Origin of the sequence: Bradyrhizobium sp. AT1 (genome assembly GCF_001590795.1) — a bacterium.
In the GTDB taxonomy this organism is placed as follows: Bacteria; Pseudomonadota; Alphaproteobacteria; order Rhizobiales; family Xanthobacteraceae; genus Bradyrhizobium.
Window position 1 is genome coordinate 639502 of the sequence record NZ_JXDL01000001.1, and the last position, 26471, is coordinate 665972.

21 protein-coding genes and 1 tRNA gene are annotated in these 26471 nt (G+C 65.1%); 16 read left to right on the forward strand and 6 right to left on the reverse strand.

The features are described from left to right. Positions 1 to 546, forward strand: a 546-nt coding sequence (locus SE92_RS03075) for a hypothetical protein (RefSeq protein WP_063194412.1), incomplete at its 5' end; no start/stop codon positions are given. A 264-nt stretch (positions 547 to 810) separates the two neighbouring features. On the opposite strand, the gene SE92_RS36445 is transcribed toward SE92_RS03075, so the two are convergent. Continuing rightward, positions 811 to 972 carry a hypothetical protein gene (locus tag SE92_RS36445; RefSeq protein WP_198172537.1) on the reverse strand — a complete coding sequence of 54 codons (162 nt, stop codon included), beginning with the start codon at positions 970 to 972 and terminating at the stop codon, positions 811 to 813. 254 nt (positions 973 to 1226) lie between these two features. On the opposite strand from SE92_RS36445, the gene SE92_RS36450 reads away from it, so the two are divergent. Continuing rightward, complete coding sequence (locus tag SE92_RS36450; protein WP_198172539.1) at positions 1227 to 1376, forward strand: hypothetical protein; 150 nt, start codon at positions 1227 to 1229, stop codon at positions 1374 to 1376. A gap of 261 nt (positions 1377 to 1637) precedes the next feature. Beyond that, the gene (locus SE92_RS03085; RefSeq protein WP_063194414.1) at positions 1638 to 1856 is read left to right on the forward strand and encodes a hypothetical protein; all 219 of its coding nucleotides are present in this window, start codon (positions 1638 to 1640) and stop codon (positions 1854 to 1856) included. 130 nt (positions 1857 to 1986) lie between these two features. Here the strand turns inward: SE92_RS03085 and SE92_RS03090 are convergent, their stop codons facing one another. From SE92_RS03090 to SE92_RS03100, 3 genes are all read right to left on the reverse strand, one after another. Next, positions 1987 to 2214, reverse strand: coding sequence for a DUF2171 domain-containing protein (locus SE92_RS03090; protein WP_063194415.1), 228 nt, complete (start codon positions 2212 to 2214; stop codon positions 1987 to 1989). Positions 2215 to 2447: 233 nt separating this feature from the next. Further along, complete coding sequence (locus SE92_RS03095; RefSeq protein ID WP_084251743.1) at positions 2448 to 2684, reverse strand: hypothetical protein; 237 nt, start codon at positions 2682 to 2684, stop codon at positions 2448 to 2450. A gap of 142 nt (positions 2685 to 2826) precedes the next feature. Further along, positions 2827 to 2903: transfer RNA gene (locus tag SE92_RS03100), tRNA-Arg, on the reverse strand. 404 nt (positions 2904 to 3307) lie between these two features. Between SE92_RS03100 and SE92_RS03105 the strand changes: the two genes are divergently transcribed. The 8 genes from SE92_RS03105 (at position 3308) to SE92_RS03140 (ending at position 16193) form a co-directional block, all read left to right on the forward strand. After that, entirely contained in the window at positions 3308 to 8512 is a 5205-nt protein-coding gene (locus tag SE92_RS03105) for an alpha-2-macroglobulin family protein (RefSeq protein ID WP_063203316.1), read from the forward strand. A gap of 139 nt (positions 8513 to 8651) precedes the next feature. Next, complete coding sequence (gene pbpC, locus SE92_RS03110) at positions 8652 to 10763, forward strand: penicillin-binding protein 1C (protein ID WP_063203317.1); 2112 nt, start codon at positions 8652 to 8654, stop codon at positions 10761 to 10763. A 50-nt stretch (positions 10764 to 10813) separates the two neighbouring features. Beyond that, positions 10814 to 12556 (forward strand): ArnT family glycosyltransferase, encoded by a 1743-nt coding sequence (locus SE92_RS03115; protein WP_063194417.1) that lies wholly within the window; start codon positions 10814 to 10816, stop codon positions 12554 to 12556. Between the two features lies 1 nt (position 12557). Continuing rightward, positions 12558 to 13403, forward strand: coding sequence for a phosphatase PAP2 family protein (locus tag SE92_RS03120; RefSeq protein ID WP_063194418.1), 846 nt, complete (start codon positions 12558 to 12560; stop codon positions 13401 to 13403). A 65-nt stretch (positions 13404 to 13468) separates the two neighbouring features. Beyond that, positions 13469 to 14221, forward strand: a complete 753-nt coding sequence (locus SE92_RS03125; RefSeq protein ID WP_063194419.1) for a glycosyltransferase family 2 protein — start codon at positions 13469 to 13471, stop codon at positions 14219 to 14221. Continuing rightward, positions 14218 to 14556, forward strand: a complete 339-nt coding sequence (locus SE92_RS03130) for a lipid-A-disaccharide synthase N-terminal domain-containing protein (RefSeq protein ID WP_063194420.1) — start codon at positions 14218 to 14220, stop codon at positions 14554 to 14556. The genes SE92_RS03125 and SE92_RS03130 overlap by 4 nt, the downstream gene beginning before the upstream one ends. A 169-nt stretch (positions 14557 to 14725) precedes the next feature. Further along, on the forward strand, positions 14726 to 15262 hold the full coding sequence (locus SE92_RS03135) for a TetR/AcrR family transcriptional regulator (RefSeq protein WP_245324430.1): 537 nt from the start codon (positions 14726 to 14728) through the stop codon (positions 15260 to 15262). Positions 15263 to 15332: 70 nt separating this feature from the next. Next, complete coding sequence (locus SE92_RS03140) at positions 15333 to 16193, forward strand: DMT family transporter (RefSeq protein ID WP_063194422.1); 861 nt, start codon at positions 15333 to 15335, stop codon at positions 16191 to 16193. 1 nt (position 16194) lies between these two features. Here SE92_RS03140 and SE92_RS03145 read toward each other — a convergent pair whose 3' ends face one another. Beyond that, positions 16195 to 17886, reverse strand: a complete 1692-nt coding sequence (locus SE92_RS03145) for a Na/Pi cotransporter family protein (protein WP_063194423.1) — start codon at positions 17884 to 17886, stop codon at positions 16195 to 16197. 133 nt (positions 17887 to 18019) lie between these two features. After that, positions 18020 to 19204: a cystathionine beta-lyase gene (gene metC, locus SE92_RS03150; RefSeq protein WP_063194424.1), complete on the reverse strand. Its 1185-nt coding sequence runs from the start codon at positions 19202 to 19204 to the stop codon at positions 18020 to 18022. A gap of 390 nt (positions 19205 to 19594) precedes the next feature. On the opposite strand from metC, the gene SE92_RS03155 reads away from it, so the two are divergent. The 5 genes from SE92_RS03155 (at position 19595) to SE92_RS03175 (ending at position 26444) form a co-directional block, all read left to right on the forward strand. Then, on the forward strand, positions 19595 to 20611 hold the full coding sequence (locus SE92_RS03155; protein ID WP_063194425.1) for an amino acid ABC transporter substrate-binding protein: 1017 nt from the start codon (positions 19595 to 19597) through the stop codon (positions 20609 to 20611). Positions 20612 to 20636: 25 nt separating this feature from the next. Further along, a complete protein-coding gene (locus tag SE92_RS03160) occupies positions 20637 to 21842 on the forward strand; it encodes an amino acid ABC transporter permease (protein ID WP_063194426.1) in 1206 nt (401 codons plus the stop codon). Then, the gene (locus SE92_RS03165) at positions 21839 to 23359 is read left to right on the forward strand and encodes an amino acid ABC transporter permease (protein WP_063194427.1); all 1521 of its coding nucleotides are present in this window, start codon (positions 21839 to 21841) and stop codon (positions 23357 to 23359) included. Before SE92_RS03160 ends, SE92_RS03165 begins: the two co-directional genes overlap by 4 nt. Before the next feature lie 11 nt (positions 23360 to 23370). Further along, on the forward strand, positions 23371 to 24108 hold the full coding sequence (locus SE92_RS03170) for an amino acid ABC transporter ATP-binding protein (RefSeq protein ID WP_063194428.1): 738 nt from the start codon (positions 23371 to 23373) through the stop codon (positions 24106 to 24108). A 95-nt stretch (positions 24109 to 24203) separates the two neighbouring features. Further along, positions 24204 to 26444 carry a tetratricopeptide repeat protein gene (locus tag SE92_RS03175; protein WP_063194429.1) on the forward strand — a complete coding sequence of 747 codons (2241 nt, stop codon included), beginning with the start codon at positions 24204 to 24206 and terminating at the stop codon, positions 26442 to 26444. Positions 26445 to 26471: the final 27 nt, after the last annotated feature.

Genomic DNA, 26471 nt, shown 5'->3' on the forward strand with positions numbered 1-26471 from the left:
CCCGGTCAGCACGGTGCCGGCGGCCCGCCGCCCGGACGTTATGTCGCCCGCGGTCCCGCGCCGACGCGCGACTGGGGCGGACACACCTATCGCGGCAGCCGCGCCTGGGATGGCGGGCGCTGGCGTCACGAAGTCCACAACGGCCGCTCCGGCTGGTGGTGGGACGTTGGCGGTGTCTGGTATTATTATCCGCAGCGAATGGCCGGCCCGCCCGCCTACATCTCGGAGGAGTACTACGACGACGTGCCGGTGGCCTATGCTCCGGCGCCACCTCCAGTCGCCTATGCGCCGCCACCTCCGCCCCCGCCACCGGCCGACCCCGGCGCGAGCGCGCTTGGTGGCGCCATCGTCGGCGGCGTGCTCGGCGGGTTGATCTCGGGCAACGCGACAGGGGCTGCCGCCGGCGCTGTTCTTGGCGGTGCCACCGGAGCCATCGCGGGCGCCACCGCCGCATCCCAGCCCGGTTACTACTGGGCGCAGGGCACTTGCTATTACCGCTATCCGAGCGGCCAGTATGTCCAGGCCGATCCGCGCGCCTGCTATTGAGTCTCCACCCCGGATCGACGGGCAAAGGCGGGCTTCGGCCCGCCTTTTTCTTATCAGCCGGCGATTGCATCAAATTGGCGCTGGCGTTCGCTACTGCCTCACGCAAATCTCAAAAGAAAACGTCGGGATGATTCGCGGGGACGTGGGACATGCTGGATGCAATCCAGATCAGCTTGGCGCTTTGGGCCATGATCGTTTGCGGTGGGATCAAGCTTGGGCAGGTGCTGCACTGCCTGATTTAGCAAGGGACGGATCGCCCTCGCGTCAGGACACCAGCCAGTTGAAGAACGCCATCGCGCCCCAGACCAGACCGGCGATCCAGGCCAGCATCACGATGCCGATGGTCCCGAGATACGCGACGCCGACCAGGTCACTCCTGTGTCGTTGCGCCCGGACGTTGGCTGAGGCCGCTGCTTCTTGTGTCATGACGGAATACACCATCGATGCCCTCGCGCGCTGCTGAAAGCGTCGAGACATTGTTTAGCCGAGTTGCGGGGATGAGACTGTGACGCCATTCACAGATCGTCCGAATGAAGCCATTCTCATGGTTTCGCAATGAGCGCATGCCTGTGGTGAGGCGAGGGGCTGTTTACCGGTCCGGGAGATCGGGATGGTCACCCCGCAATCTTACGGATGAAATTGCCACGCGCTTGTCCAGATGGCCCGCTAGAGTCGAGCCCATGTGTACCAAGTACGATCCACAGCATGAGGCCGAGGCGGCGATGAAGCGGGCCGCGGCATCTGAAGGCGCCGATCGGCAGCGCCTGATCCAGCTGGCCCTTGCCTGGCACGAGCTCGCCCGCGACCGGCGCGACGAGCGGGCGGACTGAGGGCGTCTCGGGAAAATTCGGCAGCTGCGCGGTCGGCCCGTCGATCGCCATGAGAAAGCCCCGTGCTCGGGGGACAAGCACGGGGCCCTTCAAAGCCGACCGGGGCTGGGTGGTCGGCACCACTTGATTTCACGCATTCCAACGTGCCGGTCGTGATCTCGTTCCACGCCGCTTCGCATTTGTTGTTCGTTGTGTCGATGCGGGGCGGCTCGTTTCGCCCGCCAATGAGGAACATTCGTTTCTTGCGGACGTTGGCCGGCTATGACCGCCCCCGAGTTACGCGCACAGTCTTTCGAGATCGCCTGGAAATATCTCGATCTGTCCGGCCTGCTCACAGGTGAGCACACGGAGTCGGCTCGTTTCATCCTCAACAGGATCGATCGCATGATGCTGCGCGGAGAGCGGCGCAGATTGTTGCTGTCGAATGCCGCGATCGATGCGTATCGCTTGCGGCCGGCGCTCGTGACGCTGAATGCGTGAACAAGTCGGCTGGTGAAACGCGGCATTAAGAAATGCGTCGCGCTGATCTTTCCGGTTGCGATTCGTGCTGTGGGAACGAAGCGGAGTCGGATCGTGAACAAACAAAAAGCCCCCGAAGGGGCTTTCAGTCTCAGGCAGCTTCCGTCTTCGGGACGGCGTCGGCATTTACTGAAAGCTTGACGACATCGCCTTCGACGGCACCGACATATTTCGTGTCGATGTAGTGATGATGGTCCTTGTGGCCTTCCGGGCTGTCCTTGCGCGTCAGCTTGATCCGGTTGCCCTCGACGCGGTCGACGGTGCCGATATGTGCGCCGTCCTTGCCGATGATTTTCATGTGCTCTCTGATGTCAGCGATGTTGTCCTCCTTAGCTTAGGTCTCAACGGCGAACATCGACGTTCGTTGCAGCAGGCGTGCGTTGGGCCCGGAGGCCTTCCGCACGTTGAAATGCGATCGGATCTATCAAGATGCGCATGGAGACCATTCAGGCCGATCTCGAGCGAAAGCATGAGGAACTCAGGCTGTTGAACGCCTGCCTGAGACGTCGGCGCGATGTGGCGGCTCGATGTGGCGCGTCCGCGGCGTCGCGATCAGTCGATCGCCAGGCAATGCTCTACGGCTGGCTTTTCCTGGCCATTGTCGTTGGCGTGGCTGGGACGGGCCCACTCCTGAACGGCGAATGCAAGGTGATGCTGGCCCATGGCAGCGCCAACGATCGATGCCTGAGCCACCTTGATGGGCTTTGTGACCACGCTGGTGTTCACGAGGCCTGCGTCGATTGCCAAATACGACATCGCGACGATCGCCACCGCAGATGCGATCGCCATTCTCGTCCATTCGGTTGGAAACATCGGAGTCCTTAGCCGAGCGTAACTCGCTCGGCGCTTACATAGGGCTGATCCGCGCCGTGCAAAGGCCGCGACATGGTTACCCACGCGTTCGTGAAGGCGATTGATTGGCAGATGAGACTGGCGATCCCGGCAGGATTCGAACCTGCAACCCTCAGAGTAGAAATCTGATGCTCTATCCAGTTGAGCTACGGGACCGTCTGGAGCCGCCTCGGTTTGGAGGCTGGCCGTTCATCTACCATGCCATTATGAAAAATATCGTCTTTCGCCAAGCCTGAACCGAACCGTTTTCCTCAATGCCGCGACAAAGCGGAACGGTGGCGTGTCAGGGTGCCGGGTTGAGCGGCAGCGGGCTGGACGATGGATCACAACGCCGGTAACGCTGGCCAGCTTCCGGGATACGGCCGCCGGTCGACGGATCGGGTATTGCTGCGCCATCAGGACGGCGTGCGCGACAATATCTTGATCGGTCTCCTCTGGGCTTGCCTTATCATGGCGAATGCGACGATCTGCAGCTTTGGTTCCATCGCCTTGAGTCCGTCACCTTTCCGCGCATTTCATGCTGCCTGCGGGCGGCTGTCCGCACTTTCCGGGAGTCCATCATGATCGGTCTTGTTCGCGCCGTCACACTCTGCGCCGCGCTGGCGCTCGGCCTTTGCGCAGCGCAAGCCGCCGACAAAGCCTTCAAGCGCGACGACCTCGCCGATTCCGCGATCAAGCTGGAAGCGCAGATCAAGAGCGAGGCGGGGCCGGTCGCCAAGACCAATGCGACGCTGAAGACGGACGCCGACGCCGCCTTCCGGCGCAATGATTACCGCACCGGGCTGTCGGTGCTCGGCCAGATCGCGGCCACCACGCCGGAGGATACCGGCAATTGGCTGCGGCTCGCCAAGGTCATCTTCCAGATCTCGCCGAAGAGCTCGAGCGAGCAGACCTTCCTGCTGGAGCGCGCCTCGACCGCCGCCTACATCGCTTACATGCGCGCCGGCAATTCGGGCGAGGAGGCCGACGCGCTCGCCGTGCTCGGCAAGTCGCTGGCGGAACGGAAGCTGTGGCGGCCGGCACTGGATGCGCTGCGGCTGTCGCTCGACATGCGCGAGGTCGCCGACGTCCGCGGCCAGTATGAGAAGATGCGCGACGAGCACGGCTTCCGGCTGCTCGACTATACCGTGGACTCGGATTCGGCGAGCCCGCGGGCCTGCTTCCAGTTCTCGGAAGAACTGGCAAAGCGCACCGACTTCGCGCCATTCCTGACGCTCGCTGGCCAGGACAAGCCGGCGCTGTCGGCCGAAGGCAAGCAGCTCTGCGTCGACGGGCTGAAGCACGGCGAACGCTACAACATCAATTTGCGCGCCGGCCTGCCGTCCACGGTGAAGGAAGGCCTGCCGAAATCGGCCGAGTTCAACGTCTATGTGCGCGACCGCAAGCCCTTCGTGCGCTTCACCAGCCGGGCCTATGTGCTGCCCCGGACCGGCCAGCGCGGCATTCCCGTGGTCAGCGTCAACACGCCCGCGGTCAATATCAACGTGTTCCGGATCGGTGACCGCAACCTGATCAACACGGTGGTGGACAGCGACTTCCAGAAGACGCTGTCGAAGTACCAGCTCAGCGATCTCGGCGACGAGCGCGGTGTCAAGGTCTGGACCGGCGAGCTCGCGACCGCGATGACGCTGAACCAGGACGTCACCACGGCATTCCCGGTCGATCAGGCCCTCGGCGAGCTCCAGCCCGGCGTCTACGTGATGACGGCCGCCGCCAAGAGCCCGGGTTCGGACGACGATTATCAGCTCGCCACGCAATGGTTCATCGTCTCCGATCTCGGCGTCTCCGCCTATTCCGGCAATGACGGTATCCACGTGTTCGTCAACTCGCTGGCATCGACCGATCCGGTGGGGAAGGCCGAGGTGCGGCTGGTTGCCCGCAACAACGAGATCCTGGCGACCCGCAAGACCGACGATTCAGGCCACGTGCTGTTCGAGGCCGGCCTTGCGCGCGGCGAAGGCGGCCTTTCTCCGGCGATGCTCACCGTGACCGGCGAGAAGGCGGATTATGCCTTCCTCAGCCTGAAATCCTCGGCCTTCGATCTGTCCGATCGTGGCGTCTCCGGCCGCGCGGTGCCTGCAGGCGCCGATGCCTTCGTCTATGCCGAGCGCGGCGTCTATCGCTCCAATGAGACCGTCTATCTCACCGCGCTGTTGCGCGACGGGCAGGGCAATGCCGTCACCGGCGGACCGATGACGCTGGTGATCGAGCGGCCCGATGGCGTCGAATACCGCCGCGCCGTGCTGGCTGATCAGGGCGCCGGCGGCCGCACGCTGGCCGTGCCGCTCAATTCGGCCGTGCCGACCGGAACGTGGCGAGCGCGCGCCTTCACCGATCCGAAGGGCTCCTCGGTCGGCGAGACCACCTTCATGGTCGAGGATTACGTCCCCGACCGGATCGAATTCGACTTGTCCGCCAAAGACAAGCTGATCAAAGCTAACGCTCCAGTGGAGCTTAAGGCGGACGGCCATTTCCTCTATGGCGCGCCGGCCTCGGGCCTTGCGCTCGAAGGCGACATGCTGATCGCTCCCGCGTCCGAACGTCCCGGCTTTGCCGGCTACCAGTTCGGCGTCGCCGACGAGGAGACCAATTCGAACGAGCGCACGCCGCTCGAGAACCTGCCCGAGGCCGACGCCAATGGCGTTGCGACCTTCCCGGTGACGCTGGACAAGCAGCCGGCCTCGACCCGCCCGCAGGAGGCCCAGATCTTCGTGCGGATGGTGGAGACCGGCGGCCGCGCCGTCGAACGCAAGATCGTGCTGCCGGTTGCGCCCAGCGTGGCGCAGATCGGCATCAAGCCGCTGTTCGGCGACAAGAACGTCGCCGAGGGCGACAAGGCCGAGTTCGACGTCGTGTTCGTCTCGCCCGAGGGTGAGCGGCTGCGCCGCGACGGCCTGCGTTACGAACTCCTGAAGATGGAGTCGCGCTATCAATGGTATCGGCAGAACAACTACTGGGAATACGAGCCGGTCAAGTCGACCTCGCGCGTTGCCGACGGTGACGTGACCGTTGCCGCCGACAAGCCGGCGCGAATTTCGCTCACGCCTCAGCCAGGCCGCTATCGGCTCGACGTGAAGTCGAGCGACGCCGATGGCCCTGTCACCTCGGTGCAGTTCGACGTCGGCTGGTATTCCGACGGCAGCGCCGACACGCCGGACCTCCTGGAGACCTCGATCGACAAGCCGCAATACGCCTCCGGTGATACCATGACGGTGTCGGTCAATGTCCGCAGCGCCGGCAAGCTGACCATCAACGTGCTCGGCGACCGCCTCCTGACGACGCAGACCATCGACGTCAAGGAGGGCACCGCGCAGGTCAAGCTGCCGGTCGGCAAGGACTGGGGCACCGGCGCTTATGTCGTGGCGACGCTGCGCCGTCCGCTCGATGCTGCTGCCCAGCGCATGCCGGGCCGCGCGATCGGCCTGAAATGGTTCGGCATCGACAAGCAGACCCGCACGTTGCAGGTGAAGCTGTCGCCGCCGGCGCTGATCCGGCCGAATTCGGCGCTGAAGATTCCGGTCAAGATCGACGGGCTCAATCCGGGCGAGGACGCCAAGATCGTGATTGCCGCGGTCGACGTCGGCATCCTCAATCTCACCGGCTACAAGCCGCCGGCGCCGGACGATTACTATCTCGGTCAGCGCCGCCTGAGCGCGGAGATCCGTGACCTCTACGGGCAGCTGATCGACGGCATGTCCGGCACGCGCGGCCAGATCAAATCCGGCGGTGACGCCGGGGCGGCCGAGCTGCAGGGCTCGCCGCCCACACAAAAGCCGCTGGCGCTCTATTCGGGCATCGTGACCGTCGGTGCTGACGGCACCGCAGAAGTCAGCTTCGACATTCCGGAGTTCGCCGGCACCGCGCGGGTGATGGCGGTGGCGTGGACAGCGACCAAGCTCGGCCGCGCCAACACCGATGTCGTGATCCGCGACCCCGTGGTGCTGACCACGACCATGCCGCGTTTCCTGCTCAATGGCGACCACGGCACGGTCAACCTCGAGATCGACAATGTCGAGGGCCAGGCCGGCGACTACGTCATCAACGTGAAGACGGGCGGTCCGGTTAAGATGACCGGCAACCCAGCGACTACGGTCAAGCTCGCCGCCAAGCAGCGCAACTCCTTCGCGCTCGCGATCGATGCGACCGCGGCAGGGCAGGCGACGCTCGACGTCGATATCAGGGGGCCGAACGGCCTGGCGCTGGCGCGTCACTATGCGCTCGACGTCAAGGCGGCGACGCAGGTACTGGCGCGACGCTCGATCCGGACGCTGGCGAAGGGCGAAAGCCTGACGCTGACCTCGGACATGTTCTCGGACCTCGTGCCGGGCACCGGCAGTGTTTCGGTCTCGGCGAGCCTGTCGACCGCGCTCGATGCGGCGACGATCCTCAAGGCGCTCGACCGCTATCCCTATGGCTGCTCGGAGCAGATCACGAGCCGCGCCATGCCGCTGCTCTACGTCAACGACTTGGCTGCCGGCGCGCATCTTGCGATGGACACCGAGGTCGACCAGCGCATCCGCGACGCGATCGAGCGGCTCCTGGCGCGTCAGGGCTCGAACGGCTCGTTCGGCCTGTGGTCGGCCGGCGGCGACGATGCCTGGTTGGACGCGTACGTCACAGACTTCCTGACCCGCGCCCGCGAGAAGGGTTTTGTGGTGCCGGACGTGCTGTTCAAGAACGCGCTCGACCGCATCCGCAACTCCGTCGTCAACGGCAACGAGCCGGAAAAGGACGGCGGGCGCGATCTCGCCTACGGCCTCTACGTGCTCGCCCGTAACGGCGCGGCGCCGATCGGCGATCTCCGCTATCTCGCCGACACCAAGCTGAACAACCTCGCGACGCCGATCGCGAAGTCGCAGCTGGCAGCCGCGCTCGCTCTGGTCGGTGACCGCAACCGCGCCGAGCGGGTCTATGGCGCCGCGCTCGACAGCCTCGCGCCGAAGCCGGTGCTGGAGTTCGGCCGCACCGACTACGGCTCGCAGCTGCGCGATGCCGCAGCCCTGGTGTCGCTGGCCAGCGAAGGCAACGCCCCGAAGGCGACGCTGACCCAGGCGGTGTCGCGGGTCGAGACCGCGCGCGGGCTGACGCCCTACACCTCCACGCAGGAGAATGCGTGGCTGGTGCTGGCCGCACGCGCGCTCGCCAAGGAGAACCTGTCGCTCGATGTCGATGGCCAGCCGGTCAAGACCGCATTGTACCGCAGCTACAAGGCGGACACGTTGAGCGGCAAGCCGCTGAAGATCACCAACACCGGCGATGCGCCGATACAGGCGGTGGTCTCGGTGTCGGGCTCGCCGGTGACGCCGGAGCCGGCGGCCTCGAACGGCTTCAAGATCGAGCGCAACTACTTCACGCTCGACGGCAAGCCGGCGGACATCAGCAAGGTCAAGCAGAACCAGCGCTTTGCTGTGGTGCTGAAGATCACCGAGGCCAAGCCGGAGTACGGCCACATCATGGTGTCCGATTATCTGCCGGCGGGCCTGGAGATCGACAATCCGAAGCTGGTCTCGTCGGGCGACAGCGGCACGCTGGACTGGATCGAGGACGGCGAGGAGCCTGAGGATACCGAGTTCCGCGATGATCGCTTCACCGCGGCAGTCGATCGCGCCTCGGATTCCAAGGCGGTCTTCACCGTCGCCTATGTCGTACGCGCCGTCTCGCCCGGCAAATACGTGCTGCCGCAGGCCTATGTCGAGGACATGTACAATCCCTCGCGCTATGGCCGGACGGGTACGGGTAGCGTCGAGGTGCGGGCGGCGAAGTGAGTGGTGGGCTCGAACCCGAGTGAAGTGAATGAGCACAGCGGAGCCGCATACACAGTCGTCATGCCCGGGCAAAAGCGCGAAGCGCGTCTTCGCGCAGATGACCCGGGCATCCACGGCCGCACGGGCGGTGGGCGACGGCGTGGATGGCCGGGTCAAGCCCGGTCATGACGGTCAGAGAGGGCGGTTTGCCTTTCGGGTCCTGTCGGTCGCGGCACTCACCTTTATCCTCGCCATCATTGGCTTCGTCGGCTGGGTCTACTCCCTCGGTCCTCTCCCGCTCGATGAAGCCCGGAAAGTCTCCACCACCATCGTTGACCGCAACGGCAAGCTGCTGCGGGCCTATGCGATGGCCGACGGCCGATGGCGGCTGCCGGTCGAGGCCAAAACGAATGTCGATCCGACCTATCTGAAGCTGCTGCTCGCCTATGAAGACCAGCGCTTCTACGCCCATGACGGCATCGATCCGTTGGCGCTGGGGCGCGCCGCCGTGCAGCTTGCGACGCGCGGCCACATCGTCTCGGGCGGCTCGACCATCAGCATGCAGCTTGCCCGCCTGATGGAGCCGCGCCGGCAGCGTTCGCTCTATGCCAAACTGCGGCAGATGGTGCGCGCGATCGAGATCGAGCGCAGCATGAGCAAGGAGCAGATCCTCGATCTCTATCTCGCGCTGGCGCCTTATGGCGGCAATCTCGAAGGCATCCGCGCCGCCTCGATCGGCTATCTCGGCAAGGAGCCGAAGCGCCTGTCGCTGGCCGAAGCCGCATTGCTGGTGGCGCTGCCGCAATCGCCGGAGACGCGCCGCCTCGACCGCCATCCCGACGCCGCGCGCAAGGCGCGCGACCGCGTGCTCGATCGCATGGTCGAGGAGCAGGTGGTCAGCGCAGAGGACGCGCGGCAGGCCAAGGCCGTGCCCGTGCCCACGCTGCGCAGGCCGATGCCGATCCTGGCGCCGCACGCCTCCGACACTGCGTTATCGACGGTCAAGGACACGCCGGTCATCAAGCTCACGCTCGATGCCAATTTGCAGAAGGTGCTGGAGCCGCTGGCGCGCGACCGCGCCACCGCGCTCGGCCCGAACATCTCTGTCGGCATCATCGCGCTCGACAATGAGAGCGGCGACGTGCTCGCCCGCGTCGGTTCAGCCGATTATTTCGACGAGAGCCGGGCAGGGCAGGTCGACATGACCCGCGCGATCCGCTCGCCGGGCTCGACGCTGAAACCCTTCATCTACGGGCTCGCCTTCGAGGACGGCTTCGTCCATCCCGAAAGCCTGATCGACGATCGTCCGGTCCGTTTCGGCTCCTACGCGCCGGAAAATTTCGACATGACCTTCCAAGGCACGGTGCCGGTGCGGAAGGCGCTGCAATTGTCGCTGAACGTGCCGGCGATCGTGCTGCTCGACCGCGTCGGGTCGAGCCGGCTGGCCTCGCGGCTGCGCCAGGCCGGCGGCAATCTCGTGCTGCCCCAGGACGAAGCGCCCGGGCTTGCGATGGGGCTCGGCGGCGTCGGCGTGACGCTGCAGGATCTCGCCCAGCTCTATGCGGGTTTCGCCCGTCTCGGCACCACCAAGCCGCTGCGCGAGGTCATGGCCGACAAGGACGACCGCGAGCCGCTTCGGCTGCTGGATCAGGTCGCGGCCTGGCAGGTCGGTAACGTGCTCTTGGGAACGCCGCCGCCGGAGAACGCCGCTCACAACCGCATCGCCTTCAAGACCGGGACCTCCTATGGCTATCGCGATGCGTGGTCGGTCGGGTTCGACGGCCGGATGACCATCGGCGTCTGGGTCGGCCGGCCGGACGGCGCACCGGTTCCGGGCCTGATCGGGCGCGTCGCCGCCGCGCCGATCCTGTTCGATGCCTTTGCCCGCACCGGCAAGACGCTGGCCCCATTGCCGAAGCCGCCGAGGGGAACCCTGGTTGCCGGCAATGCCAAGCTGCCGTTGCCGCTGAAGCGGTTCCGCCCTGTGGGAGAACTGGTGCGGACCGGCCGCGAGCAGCCGCTGCACATTCAGTTTCCGCTCAACGGCTCGCGGATCGACGTCGATCGTTCCGGCGGGCAGGAGAGTGCCGCGATGCCGGTCAAGGTCGCCGGCGGCGTTCTGCCCATGACCGTGATGGTTAACGGCACCGCGCTCGGCGAGATCGACGGCCGCCGCCAGCGCCTGATCGATCCGCCCGGTCCCGGGTTTGCGCGGCTCACCGTGATCGATGCCACTGGCGCCGCGGACACAGTCGTCATTCGAATTCAATGACGCGGGCTTAAGCGGTTGTCGCGATGGCGGTTTCGGCGTAAGCGGAACCAATGGCCGAGACCTACCCAAGCCCCCGTTTTGGAGCCCCCCGCGAGTCGAAATCGCCTGCAAATCCGGGCAGCGGGCTCGTGCGCATGCTCGATGTCGTCACGGTAAGCCATGCGCGCGCGGTCGGCTTCCTGCTGCTCTGCGCGCTGCTGCTGTTCCTGCCGGGCTTCTTCACCATTCCCCCGATCGATCGCGACGAGGCGCGGTTCGCTCAGGCCACCAAGCAGATGGTCGAGAGCGGCGAGTATGTCGATATCCGCTTTCAGGAAGACGTCCGCTACAAGAAGCCGGTCGGGATCTACTGGTTGCAGTCGGCCGCGGTTGAGGTTGCATCGGCGCTGAAGCTGCCGAAGGCCGAATTGCGCATCTGGGTCTACCGGCTGCCGTCGCTGCTGGGGGCGATCGGCGCCGTGCTCATGACCTACTGGGCCGCGCTGGGCTTCGTCACGCGGCGCGCGGCGGTGCTGTCGGCGCTGATGATGTGCGCTTCGGTGCTGCTCGGCGTCGAGGCGCGGCTCGCCAAGACCGATGCGATGCTGCTGTTCTGCGTCACCGCGGCGATGGGGGCGATGGCGCGGGCCTATCTGTCCTGGCAGCGCGCCGAGGACGAGACGCATCCGCCCTGGAGCTGGCCCGCGATCTTCTGGACCGCGCTCGCGGTGGGCATCCTGATCAAGGGCCCGCTGATCCTGATGTTCGCTGGCCTGACCATCGTCACTCTCGCGATTGTGGATCGCGATGCCTCCTGGCTGTGGAAGCTGCGCCCGGTCTGGGGGCTGATGTGGATGCTGGTGCTGGTGCTCCCCTGGTTCGTCGCCATCTTCTGGCGCGCGGGGGACGCCTTCTTCGCCGATTCCGTCGGCGGGGACATGCTGAGCAAATTGGGCGCCCAGGAATCCCATGGCGCGCCGCCCGGACTCTATCTTGCGCTGTTCTGGATCACGTTCTGGCCTGGCGCGCCGCTCGCGGCGATGGCGGCGCCGGCGGTGTGGCGGGCGCGGCGCGAGCCCGGCGCGCAGTTTCTGCTGGCTTGGCTGATCCCGTCCTGGATCGTGTTCGAAGCGGTGCTGACCAAGCTGCCGCATTACGTGCTGCCGCTCTATCCGGCGATCGCCATTCTCACCGTCGGCGCGGTGGAGCGGCGCGTGCTGTCGCGCTCCTGGCTGATGCGCGGTTCGGCCTGGTGGTTCGCGATCCCCGCGGCCGCCTCGTTCATCGCGGTGGTCGGCGCGGTGATGCTGACGCGGCAGCCGGCCTTCGTGGCCTGGCCGTTCATCGCGGCGTCGCTGATCTTCGGCCTGCTCGCCTGGTGGCTCTACGACAACAATCACGCCGAGCGCTCGCTGCTCAATGCGCTGGTCGCGGCCCTGATGCTGGCGGTGACGGTGTACGGCATCGTGTTGCCCTCGCTGCTGCCGCTGTTTCCGAGCATCGAGGTCGCGCGCGCGCTTCGCAACGTCACCTGTGTCGGCCCGAAGGCGGCTGCCGCCGGCTACCACGAGCCGAGCCTGGTTTTCCTGACAGGCACGCAGACGCTCCTGACCGACGGCTCGGGTGCTGCGGACTTCCTGCGGCAAGGCAGCTGCCGTTTCGCGCTGATCGAGCAGCGTTCGGAGCGCAGCTTCGTGCAGCGCGCCGAGGCGATCGGGCTGCGCTATAAGGTCGGCACGCGCATCGACGGTTATAATTTCTCGCAAGGCCGCGCGATCTCGATCTCGATCTTCCGCTCGGAAGGCACCGAATAGGATGCCGGCCTCGACCAGCCCCGCGCCGCGTCCGGGCTATCCCGCACAGTTGCTCGCCGTGTCCCGGCGCGCGCTGGCGCAGCTCGTTCGCACGCCCTCGCATTCGCGCCGCGCCGAGGCCGCGCGAAAACTGGCGCGGCATTCGCTGTGGTTGAGCGCGGCGGGCGCGGCCCTGGTCATTGCGCTGATGGCCGCGTTCGACCAGACCGAGATCCAGCTGATGCCCGCGCGCGGCACGCCCAGTCTGTGGCCGATCCGCATCCTCACCGACTTCGGCAAGGATGAGTATCTGATGTTGGTGCTGGGAGCCGCGCTGGTGGTCTTGGCGCTCGTTGCTGCGGGGCTTCACGGCACACGCCGCGCGCTGCTGCTTGGACTCGGCACGCGGCTGCAGTTTGTGTTTCTGTCGATTGCCGTGTCGGCATTCGTCGCCGAGATCCTGAAATACGTCATCGGTCGCGGACGTCCGTTCGTCGGCGGCAAGGCCAATCCGTTCAACTTCGTGCCGTTCGAGGGGACGGGGGCTTATGCCAGCCTGCCGTCGGGCCATGCCGTGGCGGCGTTCGCGCTGGCATTTGCCGTATCGGCATTGTGGCCGCGCCTGCGCGTGTTCATGTTCACTTACGCAATCGTGATCCTGCTGACGCGGTTGGTGCTGGTGGCGCATCACCCGAGCGACGTCGTGGCCGGCGCCCTGGTCGGCACGGTCGGCGCCATGGCGGTCCGCTACTGGTTCGCGGCCCGAAGGCTGGGCTTTGCCATCCGCGCCGACGGCACCATTGTGCCCCTTGCGGGGGCGGTCTCAGGCCGCCTCAAAAGGGTTGCCCACGGGGCGTCCGCCCCATAAAAGCGGCTGCCTGCCGGGGCCCCGGTTCCCCGAAGGGCAGGCCAATTCCAACCACGAGTCTCGATTTGTCGACGTCCCAGCCCTCGGTTTCCCAGCCTTCGGTTTCCATCGTCGTCCCCGTGCGCAACGAAGCCGACAACATCGCGCCGCTGATCGCGGAGATCGGTGCGGCGCTCGACGGCCGCTGGGCCTATGAGATCATCTATGTCAATGACGGCTCGACCGATGCGACCGGCGAGCGGCTCGCGGCGCTGATGGTGCAGCGGGACAATCTGCGCCAGCTCCGCCATGCCCGATCGGGCGGCCAATCCGCGGCCGTGCGCAGCGGCGTGCGTGCGGCGCGCGGGGCGATCGTGGCGACGCTCGACGGTGACGGCCAGAACAATCCGGCCTTCCTGCCCGACCTGATCGCCGCGGTCGAGAAGGGCGCAGGGCGCGTCGGCCTCGCTGCGGGGCAGCGCGTTGGACGCAAGGACACCGGCTTCAAGAAATTCCAGTCGCGCGTGGCCAACAAGGTCCGCAACGCCATCCTGCAAGACGGCACCCGCGACACCGGCTGCGGGCTGAAGGCGTTCCGCCGCGAGGTGTTCCTGATGATGCCCTATTTCGACGGACTGCATCGCTTCCTGCCGGCGCTGGTCCGCCGCGAAGGCTACGACATCGCCTATGTCGACGTGATCGACCGGCCGCGCCATTCCGGCGTTTCGAACTACGGCTTCTTCGACCGGCTGTGGATCGGAATCATGGATCTCGCCGGCGTGTGGTGGCTGATCCGCCGCAAGAAGCCGACACCAGATGTGACTGAGGTGAACGCATGATCATTCAATACGGTCAGGCGCTGAGCAACTATCTCTACGACGTCTTCGTCGCCAAGTTCGATTTCTGGCTGGCCTTCGGCCTCGTCGCGCAGCTGTTCTTCACGGCGCGCTTCCTGGTGCAGTGGATCGCGAGCGAGCGCGCCGGCAACAGCGTGGTGCCGATGGCGTTCTGGTTCTGCTCGATGGGAGGCGGCCTGATGACGCTGGTCTACGGTGTCGTGAAGCGCGAGCCGGTCATCATCCTCGGACAATCGCTCGCGACGGTGATCTATATCCGCAACATCATGCTGATCATCAAGAACCGCGGCAAGGCGTCGAAGACGCTAGAGCGCTGATCCAAACCAGGCCTCCGGAACTTCTCCTTAAAGCCCTGGGATAGTGACCTAATCGACTCTTGCTATTTCAAGACCGATTGGTTTATATATACCTATGCATCGCGCCCCAGTACAGCTGTCCCGTGGCCGCCCCCGGAGTTTCGACACGGAAGCCGCTGTCGAACGCGCGATGAATGTATTCTGGTCGCTCGGCTATCACGCCACGGCGCTACCGGATCTGCTTCGTGCAACGAAACTCTCGCGTGGCAGCCTTTACGCCGCTTTTGGTGACAAGCACTCGCTGTTCTTGCGTGCGCTTGATCGCTACATTGCCATTGCCTTGACGCGGATGGACACCGAACTCGACCACCGCAGAGAGCCGGTCGAGGGCCTAAGGGCCTACCTTGCCGGCTACGTCGACCGCAACAGCGGTGCTAATGGTCGACGCGGATGCCTGCTGGTAGCCACAGCCATGGAACTGGCTGGCCGTGACGTCGAGGTTGATCGTCGCATCGACAGCTTTTTCAAAGCCATGGAGGCTCGGGTGGCTGGTGCATTTTCCCGTGCGAAGGCAGCGGGTCAACTGGCGGATGGTGTCGAGCCTTCGAGTGCCGCGCGAATTCTCGTCTGTTTCGTCGAGGGCCTGCGGGTGGTCGGTAAGACGGCGCCGACACGGATCATTTCGCAAGCCACCGTCGACGCTCTTCTCGACCGCTTCATCAGGTAGACACACCATGGACATTTCCCCCGTGCGCAGGCCTATATCTGGACCAAATGGTCTTGAAAATAGCGATGCCATGTCCGCGGTGCAAATTGTCTGCGCGGTGGTCGTTCCTTTGCTCTGGGGATATCAATTCGTGATCATCAAAGTGGGCGTGGGGGAGTTTCCGCCTCTGTTCTTCCTCGCGCTGCGCTTCCTGGCGATCGCGCTGCTGCTCGTTCCGTTCGTCGAACGGCCGAGGCGCAGGCAGCTCGGACCTGTCGCAGCCATTTCGCTTTTCCTTGGTGGATTGAACTTCGGCCTGTTCTACGTTGGTCTCGGGCTCGGCTCGGGAAGCATGTCAGCCGTCGCATATCAACTCGCCCCACCTTTCACCGTCTTGTTGGCCTGGCCGCTGCTCGCGGAGAGGCCGTCTCTCACTACGTCCGCCGGCGTGGTGCTTGCCTTCATCGGTGTGGTCGTGCTGGCAACGGGGCCCGGCGTGTCGGGAAACGCGCTTCCACTGCTGCTTGTGGTTGGGGCGGCCTTCTCATTCGCCGTATCCAACGTTCTGACCAAGCGTTACGGCCCTTTTGATCCCCTGATGTTGATGGGCTGGTCGTCGCTGCTCACGGTGCCGCAGGTCATGCTGATGTCGTTGCTGCTCGAATCCGGACAAATGGCGAGCCTTGTCACGGCAGACGAACGTGGCTGGCTGGCGCTCGCCTACACGATCTTCATCGGAGGAATTGTCGGGTTCGGCCTATGGTTCTGGCTGATCGCGCGTTGCTCGATGGGCCGCGTCTCCCCCTTCGGGCTGCTGCTTCCGGTGTTCGCACTGATTTCGAGCGTGTTGTTCCTTGGCGACCGCATCACCCCGAAGCTGATTGTCGGGGGGCTGCTCGCGATCTCCGGTGTCGCCATGACTCAGGTCAGGCCGCGCACGCGCCCCGTTTGACCTACCGCGGCACCGCCGAAGCCGCGCCTGAGACAGGCAGCGCGGCCGTCTCCGCCTCCGTCCTGCGATAGGGCTCGCCGGCCGCGTCGAGCACGGGATAGGCGACCGAGCAGATGTGCGAGTGGATGCGCCTGAGGTCGCGCAGCACGTCGAGATGCAGCGACGTCGTTTCGATGGTTTCGGGGCGGCCCTCGCGGAGGCGGTCGAGATGCCGCTCGACCGCGGCAAGCTCGGTGTTGCGCAGCGCGGTTTTCTCCACCAGCAGCTTGCGCGCCTCGTTGGCGTCGCCCGACATGAAGACGCCGAACGCGATCCGCAGCGAGTCCATCGTGCGCTTGTGGAAGGCGGCGAGCTCGTCGGCCCCTTCCGCCGAGAACTGGAAGCGGCGCTTGATCTTCTTGGTGGCGAGCTCGCTCAGGCTCTTGTCGATGATGTCGCCGATATGTTCGAGATTGATGGCGAAGGAGATGATCTCCATCGCGCGCCGTCCTTCGCTCTCGTCGAGGCTGCCGCGCATCAGCTTGGTCACGTAGAGCTTGATGGCCTCGTCGAGACCGTCGACGAAATTGTCCATCTTGGAGACCTGGTCGACCAGCGCACGGTCGCCGGTCATCATCGCGGCCATTACCTTGCGCAGCATGACTTCGACGAGATCGCCCATGCGCAAGGCCTCGCGGGCCGCGTCGGCGAGGGCCAATGATGGCGTCTCCAGCGCGGTCTCGTCGAGATAGCGCGGTCGGGCGGGATCTGCTTCCTGCACGCGATCCGGCAAGAGGCGGGTGAGCAGGCGCGACATGGTGTCGAGCAGGCCGATGAAGATGACGGCGGTGCCGACATTGAAGGCGATGTGGAAGGCTGCGGTCATCTTGGCCAGATCAGGCTGCCAGGCATGCATATGCGCGGCGATCACGCCGAGGAAGGGCAGGACGAGGGCGATCCCGATCACACGGTTGACGAGATTGCCGACCGGCAGGCGATAGCTCGCGGGATCGTCACGCTTGGCGCCCTCGAAGACGGGATTGATGGCGCTGCCGAGATTGGCTCCGAGCACCAGTGCCAGCGCGGCCTCAGGCGTGATGAACTGCGAATAGGCCAGCGACATGATCAGCAGCACGCTGGCGACGCTCGAATGCACGGCCCAGGTGATGAGGGCGGCGATCACGATGCACAGGATGGGGTCGCCCGTGATGGCGGACATCACGACGCGGACGCCGGGCGCGTTCTCCGCCGGCGCCAGCGTGTCGAGCAGGATGTGCAGCGACAGCAGCATCAGTCCGAGGCCGATGCAGACGCGGCCGACGTCCTTGATCCGCGAGCGCGGGCCGGAGCGGAAAGCGACGAGGCCGAGCACGAACAGAACCGGTGCAACGGCTGCGATGTTGAACGACAGCACCTGCACGATCAGCGTCGTGCCGACATTGGCCCCGAGCATGATGGCGAGCGCTGCGGCGAGGCTGACGAGGCCCTCGGCGGCGAACGAAGAGGTGATCAAGGCGGTCGCCGTGCTGCTCTGGAGCAGCGCGGTGAGCCCGAGGCCGGCCGCGAAGGCGCTGATGCGGTTGCTTAAGGCCTTGCCGAGCAGTCGCCGCAGGTCCGGGCCGAACGCGCGCAAAATCCCGCTGTGGACCATGTGCAGGCCCCACAACAACAGCGCAACGCCGCCCATGAGATCGAGCAGTACCAACGTTCCCATGCTCCGTGTCCGGATTGGAGTCGATTGGTGAGGCTAGCGCCAAATGGTTGAGGTTCAAACCATTTGTTGGCACATCGTCGTTAACGTTTGCGCGGGTTGCTCGTTCCCACGGCGCGATGCCTTGTGAGCAGGCTCACATTGCCGCTTTGAGGGCAGCGAAGCCGCGATCGAGATCGGCCTTGAGATCGTCAGTGCTTTCGAGCCCGATATGCAGACGCAGCGTCGGGCCGCCCGGCGACCATTTGGTCGCGGTGCGATAGGCGTCGCAGTCGAAGGGAATCGCAAGGCTCTCGAAGCCGCCCCATGAAAAACCCATGCCGAACAGCTTGAGCGTGTTGAGCATGGTGTCGACGGCCTGCTGCGGCGCCGGCTTCAGCACGATGCTGAACAGGCCGGACGCGCCGGTGAAGTCGCGTTTCCAGATGGCGTGACCGGGATCGGTCTCGAGACCCGGATGCAGCACGCGTGCGACCTCGGGCCGGCCGGCGAGCCAGCGCGCCATGTCGAGCCCGGAGCGATGATGCTGCGCCAGCCGCACCGACAGCGTGCGCAGGCCGCGCAGCGCGAGGAAGACATCGTCGGGACCGGCGCAGACGCCGAGCAGGCGGATGCCTTCGGCAATCATCGGCCAGGCCTTGGCATTGGCCGAGATGGTGCCGAACATGATGTCGGAATGGCCGCCGATATATTTCGTTGCGGCCTGCATGCTGATGTCGACACCCTGCTCGAGCGAGCGGTGATAGAGCGGGGTTGCCCAGGTGTTGTCGTCGATGACGAGCGCATCGCGCGCATGCGCGACCTCGGCGATGGCGCGGATGTCGGGCATCTCGAACGATTGCGAGCCCGGCGCCTCCACCAGCACCGCGCGGGTGTTCGGCTTGAACAGTTTTTCAATGCCGGCCCCGATCAGCGGGTCGAAATAGGTGGTCTCGACGCCATAGCGCGCGAGCATGCCGTTGCAGAAATTGCGCGAGGGGCGGTAAACGTTGTCGCAGACCAGGATATGGTCGCCGGTCTTCAGCACCGACAGCAGGGTGGTGGAGATCGCCGACAGCCCTGACGGCACGATACCGACGCCGGCGCATTGCGGCCCCTCCAGCGCCATCAGCGTCTCCTGGAACGCCTTGGTGGTGGGGGAACCGTGGCGGCCATAGGTGAACTCGCCGCGATGGGCGTGCAGGTCCTCGGCGGTCGGGTAGAGCACGGTCGAGCCGTGGAAGACCGGTGGATTGACGAACCCCTTCTGCGCCTTGGTGTCGCGGCCGGAGGTGACCAGCCGGGTCTCGGCATGCTGTTCTTGGGGGTGCGAGGAATCCATGCGTCTGCTTTCAAAACCGCGTTTCCAGCGGGCGCGTCGCGCCCATGGGCCGGCCGAAAGGCCGCTGTCCTCAATAACAGAACCACAGAAGAGTCCCGTCAACCCCTTGACCCGGCACGCCGGCCGCTCTCCAATGCGCAGGTGCTATTCAGTCGCCGCATGTTGAGGGGCCTGCCGCGACCTTCGATCCATCGCCTGACCGGACTTTGCGTCACAGCCACAATGGCGGGCGCCTGCGGCGGGGATTAAGGTATTGGCCTCCCGGGATCGGCGGGTGTTTGGCAATGTTTCCAGCATGACTCTTGCAGGGCCGGTCTTGATACGCTTGGCCCCGGCAGGGATGATCCTGAGACAACGTTCATTGAGACGACTTTGAAAGGCCCAAAGCCCATGAAACGCGTAACCCTGGCTCTCACCCTTGCTCTCGCCGCCGGCCTCTCCGCTGGGGCCGCCGACGCGCAAACGCTCAAGACCATCAAGGACCGGGGCATGCTGTCCTGCGGTGTCAGCCAGGGCCTGCCGGGATTTTCCTCGCCCGACGACAAGGGCAACTGGACCGGCCTCGACGTCGACGTCTGCAAGGCGATCGCCGGGGCGATCTTCAACGATGCGAGCAAGGTCAAATATGTGCCGCTGTCCGCCAAGGACCGCTTCACCGCGCTGCAATCCGGTGAAATCGACGTGCTTTCGCGCAACACCACCTGGACCATCTCGCGCGACACCAAGCTCGGCGCCAACTTCACCGGCGTGACCTACTACGACGGGCAGGGCTTCATGGTGAAGAAGTCGCTCAAGGTGAATTCGGCGCTCGAGCTCAACAGCGCCTCGGTCTGCGTGCAGACCGGCACCACCACCGAGCAGAATCTGGCCGACTATTTCAAGGCCAACAACATGAAATACGAAGTGATCGCGTTCGGCACCAACGACGAGACCGTCAAGGCCTATGAAGCCGGCCGCTGCGACGTCTTCACCACCGACCAGTCTGGCCTGTACGCCAACCGCCTCAAGCTCGCCAATCCCGGCGACCACATGGTGCTGCCGGAGATCATCTCGAAGGAGCCGCTCGGTCCGATGGTTCGCCACGGTGACGACCAGTGGTTCGACATCGTGAAATGGACCTTGTTCGCCCTGGTCACCGCCGAGGAGCTCGGCATCACGTTGAAGAACGTGGACGAGAAGGCGAAGATGGAAAATCCGGAGCTGAAGCGCGTGCTCGGCAGCGACGGCACCTTCGGCGAAGACCTCGGCCTGACCAAGGACTGGGTGATCCGCATCGTGAAGGCTGTCGGCAATTACGGCGAGGTGTTCGACCGCAACGTCGGTGCGGGTTCGCCGCTGGCGATCAACCGCGGTCTCAACAATCTCTGGAACAAGGGCGGTCTCCAGTACGCGCCGCCGATCCGCTGATCACCCCTGATCCGCTGGCAGCGGCATGAGCACCGAGGCCCGAAAACCGCCGCCCCAGATCGCGCTGAAGATCCGGCGCATTCTGGGCGGCAAGGCAGGCTGGAACGGCGTCGCCGTCCAGTTTGCCTTCGCGGCGATCCTGGGTTGGATCGGCTACGAGATCGTCTCCAACGCCCGCGCCAATCTCGAGAACCAGCACATCGCCGCCGGCTTCGGCTTCTTGCGCAACAATGCCGGCTTCGACGTCAACCAGACCCTGATCTCCTACACGGGCTCGGACACCTTCCTGCGCGTGTTCGTGGTCGGCCTCCTCAACACGCTCGTGGTCTCGGTGGTGGGCATCGTCTTCGCCACCTTGATCGGCTTCATCGTCGCGCTGTGCCGGCTGTCGCCCAATTGGCTGTTGTCGCGCGTCGGCGAGATCTATGTCGAGATCATCCGCAACCTGCCGCTGCTGTTCCAGATCCTGTTCTGGTACCTTGCGGTGCTCGCGGCCTTGCCCAATCCGCGGCAGAGCATCTCGCTGTTCGGCATTGCCTTTGTCAGCAATCGCGGCCTCGTGGTTCCAAGCCCGATCGGCCAGAGCGGCCTCGAGCCGTTCCTGGCGGTGCTGGCGCTCGGCATCGTGGCGGCGCTGGCCTTGCGCTTCTATGCCCGGCGCGCGCTGTTTCAGGAAGGGCGGATGATCCGCATCTGGCCTACTGTGCTGGCTCTGCTGTTCGGCCTGCCGCTCGCCGCGATGCTGGTGTTCGGTCTGCCGTTCACCTTCGAGCTGCCGCAACTGAAGGGCTTCAATTTTGCCGGCGGCTCGCGCATCATTCCGGAGTTCGTGGCACTGACGCTGGCACTGTCGACCTATACGGCCGCTTTCATCGCCGAGATCGTGCGCGCCGGCATCCTGTCCGTCCACAGTGGGCAGATGGAGGCCGGGGCTTCACTGGGCCTCAGCCGTGGCACCACGCTGCGGCTGATCGTCGTGCCGCAGGCCATGCGCGTCATCGTGCCACCGCTGACCAACCAGTACCTCAATCTCACCAAGAACTCGTCGCTGGCGGTCGCGATCGGCTATCCTGACCTCGTCTCGGTGTTCGCCGGCACGTCGTTGAGCCAGACCGGGCAGGCGATCGAGATCATCGCCATGACCATGGGCATCTATCTCCTGATTTCGCTGCTCACCAGCGCGATCATGAGCGTCTACGGTTGGCGGGTCAGCCGGAGTCTGGGCGCATGAGCGACATCGCCTCGAACAGCTTCGTCCGGCAGGACCTCCTCACCGAACGCCCCGCGCCGGTGAAGACCACAGGTTTCGTGGGGCTGATGCGGACGCGCCTGTTCAACTCGCCGACCAACATCCTGCTCACGATCGTGGGCGCCTTGCTGCTGTGGTTCACCATCGTTCCCTCCGTCAGGTTCCTGATGGTGGATGCGGTGTGGAGCGGAAAGGACCGCACGGCGTGCCTTGCGGAGAACGCCGGCTTTGCGGTCGGTGCCTGCTGGCCCTACATCCAGGCCAAGCTGCCGCAGCTGATCTACGGTTTCTATCCCGAGGCCGAGCGCTGGCGGGTCAATCTCACATTCGTCCTGGCGGTGGTCCTGCTGGTGCCAATGCTGGTTCCCCGGCTGCCGGCGAAGGGTCTCAATGCAAGCCTGTTCTTCGTCGCATTCCCGGTGGTCGCGTTCTTCCTGTTGCACGGCGGCGGCATCAAGGGCTTTGGCCTGAGCTGGACGGCCGACCTGCTGCAGCTGTTCGACGAAAGCATCGTCAACGCCGGACAGGCCCTGCTCAATCTCAGCAAGACGTCCGCGCTCGGCCCGCTGCTGTGGGTCGTCGGCAAGCTCGTCGTGCTGGTCGGCACGGCGATTGCCTGGCTGATCTTTCCGCTCACTTGGCTGCGCGACGAGCTCCAGGGCAGCGGGCAGTCGGTCTGGACCGATTTCGCCGTTACCTCCCTCGTGGTGTCCCTGATCGCGTTCGTCCTCGGCGGCGGCCTTCGGACGGGATGGCGTGCGCTCGGATCGAGCCTCGCCACCTTCGTCGCCATCGCTGTCGTCATCAAGCTGATGGGGCTCGATCATGGCGGATTGCCCGTCGTCGCCACGAACCTGTGGGGAGGCCTTCTGGTGACGCTGGTGGTCTCCGTCACGGGCATCGTCACCTCGCTGCCGATCGGCATCGCGCTGGCGCTTGGACGCCGCTCCACCATTCCCTTGATCCGGATCTTCTCGATCGCCTTCATCGAGTTCTGGCGCGGCGTACCGCTGATCACCGTGCTGTTCTTTGCAACCTACATGCTGCCGCTGTTCCTGCCCGGCAATTTCACCGTCGACGGTCTCGTCCGCGCGCTGATCGGCATTGCGCTGTTCACGGGCGCCTACCAGGCCGAGAACGTTCGCGGCGGGCTCGCGGCGATCCCGCGGGGGCAGGGCGAGGCGGCCGCCGCCCTGGGGCTGTCCTGGTGGAAGACGACCTCGCTGATCGTGCTGCCGCAGGGGCTGCGTCACGTCATTCCGAACCTCGTCAACAGCTTCATCTCGCTGTTCAAGGACACCTCGCTGGTCTCGATCGTGGCGCTGTTCGACCTGTTGGGCTCGCTGCGCGCCTCGTTCTCGGATCCGAAATGGTCGACGCCGTCGACCGCGTTCACGGGCTTTGCCTTCGCCGGGATCATCTACTTCATCTTCTGCTTTGGAATGTCGCGGTACTCGATATTCGTCGAGCATCGCCTCAACGCCCACCGTCGCAACTGATCGAGGTCACCATGTCCGACCCCATCGTCAAGATTTCCGGCCTCAACAAATGGTACGGCGATTTTCACGTCCTGCGCGACATCGACCTCGACGTCCGCAAGGGCGAGCGCATCGTGATCTGCGGTCCTTCGGGCTCCGGCAAGTCGACCCTGATCCGCTGCATCAACGCGCTCGAGGAATTCCAGGAGGGCGAGATCGTCGTCGACGGCATCGAGCTCGGACCCAACCTCAAGCACGTCGACGCGGTGCGCCGCGAGGTCGGCATGGTATTCCAGAGCTTCAATCTGTTCCCGCATCTCACAGTGCTCGACAATTGCACGCTGGCGCCGATCTGGGTGCGCAACATCCCGAAGAAGGACGCCGAGGAGGCCGCGATGAAATTCCTGGAGCGGGTCAAGATCCCGCATCAGGCCAACAAGTTTCCGGGGCAGATGTCCGGCGGCCAGCAGCAGCGCGTCGCGATCGCGCGGGCCCTCACGATGAACCCGAAGGTCATGCTGTTCGACGAGCCGACCTCGGCGCTGGACCCCGAGATGGTCAAGGAGGTGCTGGACACCATGGTGGACCTCGCCGAGGAGGGCATGACCATGCTGGTCGTCACCCACGAGATGGGCTTCGCCCGCGAGGTCGCCAACCGCGTGGTGTTCATGGATGCCGGCCAGATCATCGAGGCCAACACCCCGAACGAGTTCTTCGCGGCGCCTCAGCACGCCCGCACAAAACTGTTCCTGAGCCAGATTCTGCGCTGAGCACCCCGGCGGCCTTGCCGGCCTGACCGCCCCCGCCAGCTTGGCACAATGCGAATCAGCGTTGCCTCTTTTCGGGCTATCCCCGGAGAGAGACCTTGCAGAGCAGTGTCGGCGCGCGCGCCTACCAGAATGCGCGATTGCAGAAGAAGTTGAGGAAGCAGGCGGATGCCGTCCTGTCCTACGCGGTCGAGGCGCTCGGGCAGGGCAGGTTCGCGGAGGCCGAGACGCTCTGCCGGGAGATCTTGAAGGAGGTTCCGGATCATTTCCACGCCACGCACCTGCTGGGCCTGCGCGCCTTTGAGGGCGGGCGGCTTGAGGAGGCGCAGCAGCTGTTCGAGCGCGCAATCGCGCTCGATCCGCGCTCGCCCGACGCCCATGGCAATCTCGGGGCGGTGTATTTCGATCTGCAGAAATTCCAAGACGCCCGCGCCTGCCAGGAGAAGGCCATTGCGCTGAAGCCGAATTGTCCGATCACCCTGACCAATCTCGGCAACACGCTGCTGAACATCGGCCGCGGCGAAGAGGCGATCGGGCTGCACGAACGCGCCATCCGGCTGCGGCTGGACTATGCCGACGCCTACTGCAACCGCGGCATGGCGGAGCTGATGACCGGTCGGTGCGAGCGTGCCAAGGCGAGTTTCGATCGCGCCCTTGTGTTCCAGCCGCGGCACGCCGAAGCGCTCGCCGGCAAGGGCATGGTCTGCATCGAGCTCCGGCACTACGAGGAGGCGGAAGCCGCCCTCGTGGCAGGCCTCGCGGTCAAGCCGGGCTCACCGCGAATCCTGGCACAGCGCGGACGGCTCAACTTCGATCTGTACCGGTTGGAGCAGGCGGCCGCGGATTTCGATGCGGCGCTGATGCAGTCGCCGCGGCTGGAGCTCGCGCTGCGTGGCAAGGCGCAGGTCAACCTTCTGATGGGGAACACGACGCAGGCGATTGCGGCCGTCAAGACCCTGCTCGAGGACAATCCGCGCTCCGATTACGCCATCGTGCTTCTCGGCGCCTGCTATGCCAACCAGGGAGACGTCGCGACGGCGCTCGAGCACCTCGATGCGGCGCTCGAGATCTCGCCGGATTATGCGGATGCCATCGCACGCAAGATCTTCATCCTGGATTATCTGCCGGAGGCCGATTTCGCGGTCCAGCAGGCCGCGCGAAGATCCTGGTGGGATGCGATCGGCACCAGACTGCCGCAACGGAAACTTCCGCCCCGGCAGCTCGATCCGGAGCGGCGGATCGTGATCGGCTATGTCGCGTCGGAGTTCCGGAACCATTCGGCCGCGTTCGCGCTGTTGCCGGTGCTGCGCCATCATGATCGCACGAGGTTCCAGATCGTCTGCTATTCCTGCTGGCCGTTGCAGGATGAGATCACCGAGAGATTCAAGCCTCTCGCGGACGTCTGGGTCGAGGCCGCGCAGCTTTCGGACGACGAGCTGGCCGATCGCATCGAGGCCGATAGGATCGACATTCTGATCGACGTGTCCGGGCATACGGCCGGCAACAGGCTGCCTGTGTTTGCCCGCAAGCCGGCCCCGGTCCAGGTCACGGGCTTCGGCCACGCCACAGGCACCGGCCTTCAGACCATGGACTACGTGCTGGCCGATCCCATCTTCATTCCGCAATCGGCGCGCCATCTGCTGGCCGAAAAGGTCCATGACCTGCCGTGCCTGATCACGATCGATCCGATCCTGGACGTGCCGCCTTCCGAGCTTCCGATGCTCAGGAACGGCCACGTGACCTTCGGCGTGTTCAACCGCATCTACAAGATCTCGGATGAGGCGATCCGGGTGTGGTCGAAAGTGATGCGCGAGGTGACGGGTTCGAAGATCATCATCAAGCACGGGCTGCTCGACGATCCCTTGCTGCGCGACGGGTTGATCGCGCGGTTCGTGGCCCAGGGCATTGCCGAAGAGAATATCACCTGCCTCGGCTCGACGACGCGCCACGAGCATCTGCTGGCCTTTGCGAAGGTCGACATCTCCCTCGACCCGTTCCCGCAAAACGGCGGCATCAGCACCTGGGAATCCCTCTATGCGGGGGTTCCGGTCGTCGCCAAGCTCGGCAAGGGCGCCTCGTCGCGCGCCGGCGGCTCCATCGTGGCGGCCGTTGGCCTCGGCGATTGGGTCGCGGATGATGACGACGGCTACGCCGAGATCGCACGCAGATATGCGGCGCAGCCCGCTCGGCTCGCGACGTTACGGGCCGAACTGCCGGCCCGAATCGCAGCCTCGCCTGCCGGCAACGTCGAGCTCTACACGCGTGAGGTCGAAGCGGCCTATCGCCGGTTCTGGCACGATCATTGTGCCGCCGCCTCGGAACGCGGCGAGGTGGCGTAGGCACGTCAAGGCCCCGGGAAATCCCGG

Bases quoted from the DNA above. Each gene is read 5' to 3' on its own strand.
- SE92_RS36445 (WP_198172537.1), bottom strand. From the start codon at position 972: ATGACACAAGAAGCAGCGGCCTCAGCCAACGTCCGGGCGCAACGACAC.
- SE92_RS36450 (WP_198172539.1), top strand. From the start codon at position 1,227: ATGTGTACCAAGTACGATCCACAGCATGAGGCCGAGGCGGCGATGAAG.
- SE92_RS03085 (WP_063194414.1), top strand. From the start codon at position 1,638: ATGACCGCCCCCGAGTTACGCGCACAGTCTTTCGAGATCGCCTGGAAA.
- SE92_RS03095 (WP_084251743.1), bottom strand. From the start codon at position 2,684: ATGGCGATCGCATCTGCGGTGGCGATCGTCGCGATGTCGTATTTGGCA.
- SE92_RS03105 (WP_063203316.1), top strand. From the start codon at position 3,308: ATGATCGGTCTTGTTCGCGCCGTCACACTCTGCGCCGCGCTGGCGCTC.
- SE92_RS03115 (WP_063194417.1), top strand. From the start codon at position 10,814: ATGGCCGAGACCTACCCAAGCCCCCGTTTTGGAGCCCCCCGCGAGTCG.
- SE92_RS03120 (WP_063194418.1), top strand. From the start codon at position 12,558: ATGCCGGCCTCGACCAGCCCCGCGCCGCGTCCGGGCTATCCCGCACAG.
- SE92_RS03130 (WP_063194420.1), top strand. From the start codon at position 14,218: ATGATCATTCAATACGGTCAGGCGCTGAGCAACTATCTCTACGACGTC.
- SE92_RS03135 (WP_245324430.1), top strand. From the start codon at position 14,726: ATGAATGTATTCTGGTCGCTCGGCTATCACGCCACGGCGCTACCGGAT.
- SE92_RS03140 (WP_063194422.1), top strand. From the start codon at position 15,333: ATGTCCGCGGTGCAAATTGTCTGCGCGGTGGTCGTTCCTTTGCTCTGG.
- SE92_RS03145 (WP_063194423.1), bottom strand. From the start codon at position 17,886: ATGGGAACGTTGGTACTGCTCGATCTCATGGGCGGCGTTGCGCTGTTG.
- metC (WP_063194424.1), bottom strand. From the start codon at position 19,204: ATGGATTCCTCGCACCCCCAAGAACAGCATGCCGAGACCCGGCTGGTC.
- SE92_RS03155 (WP_063194425.1), top strand. From the start codon at position 19,595: ATGAAACGCGTAACCCTGGCTCTCACCCTTGCTCTCGCCGCCGGCCTC.
- SE92_RS03160 (WP_063194426.1), top strand. From the start codon at position 20,637: ATGAGCACCGAGGCCCGAAAACCGCCGCCCCAGATCGCGCTGAAGATC.
- SE92_RS03165 (WP_063194427.1), top strand. From the start codon at position 21,839: ATGAGCGACATCGCCTCGAACAGCTTCGTCCGGCAGGACCTCCTCACC.
- SE92_RS03170 (WP_063194428.1), top strand. From the start codon at position 23,371: ATGTCCGACCCCATCGTCAAGATTTCCGGCCTCAACAAATGGTACGGC.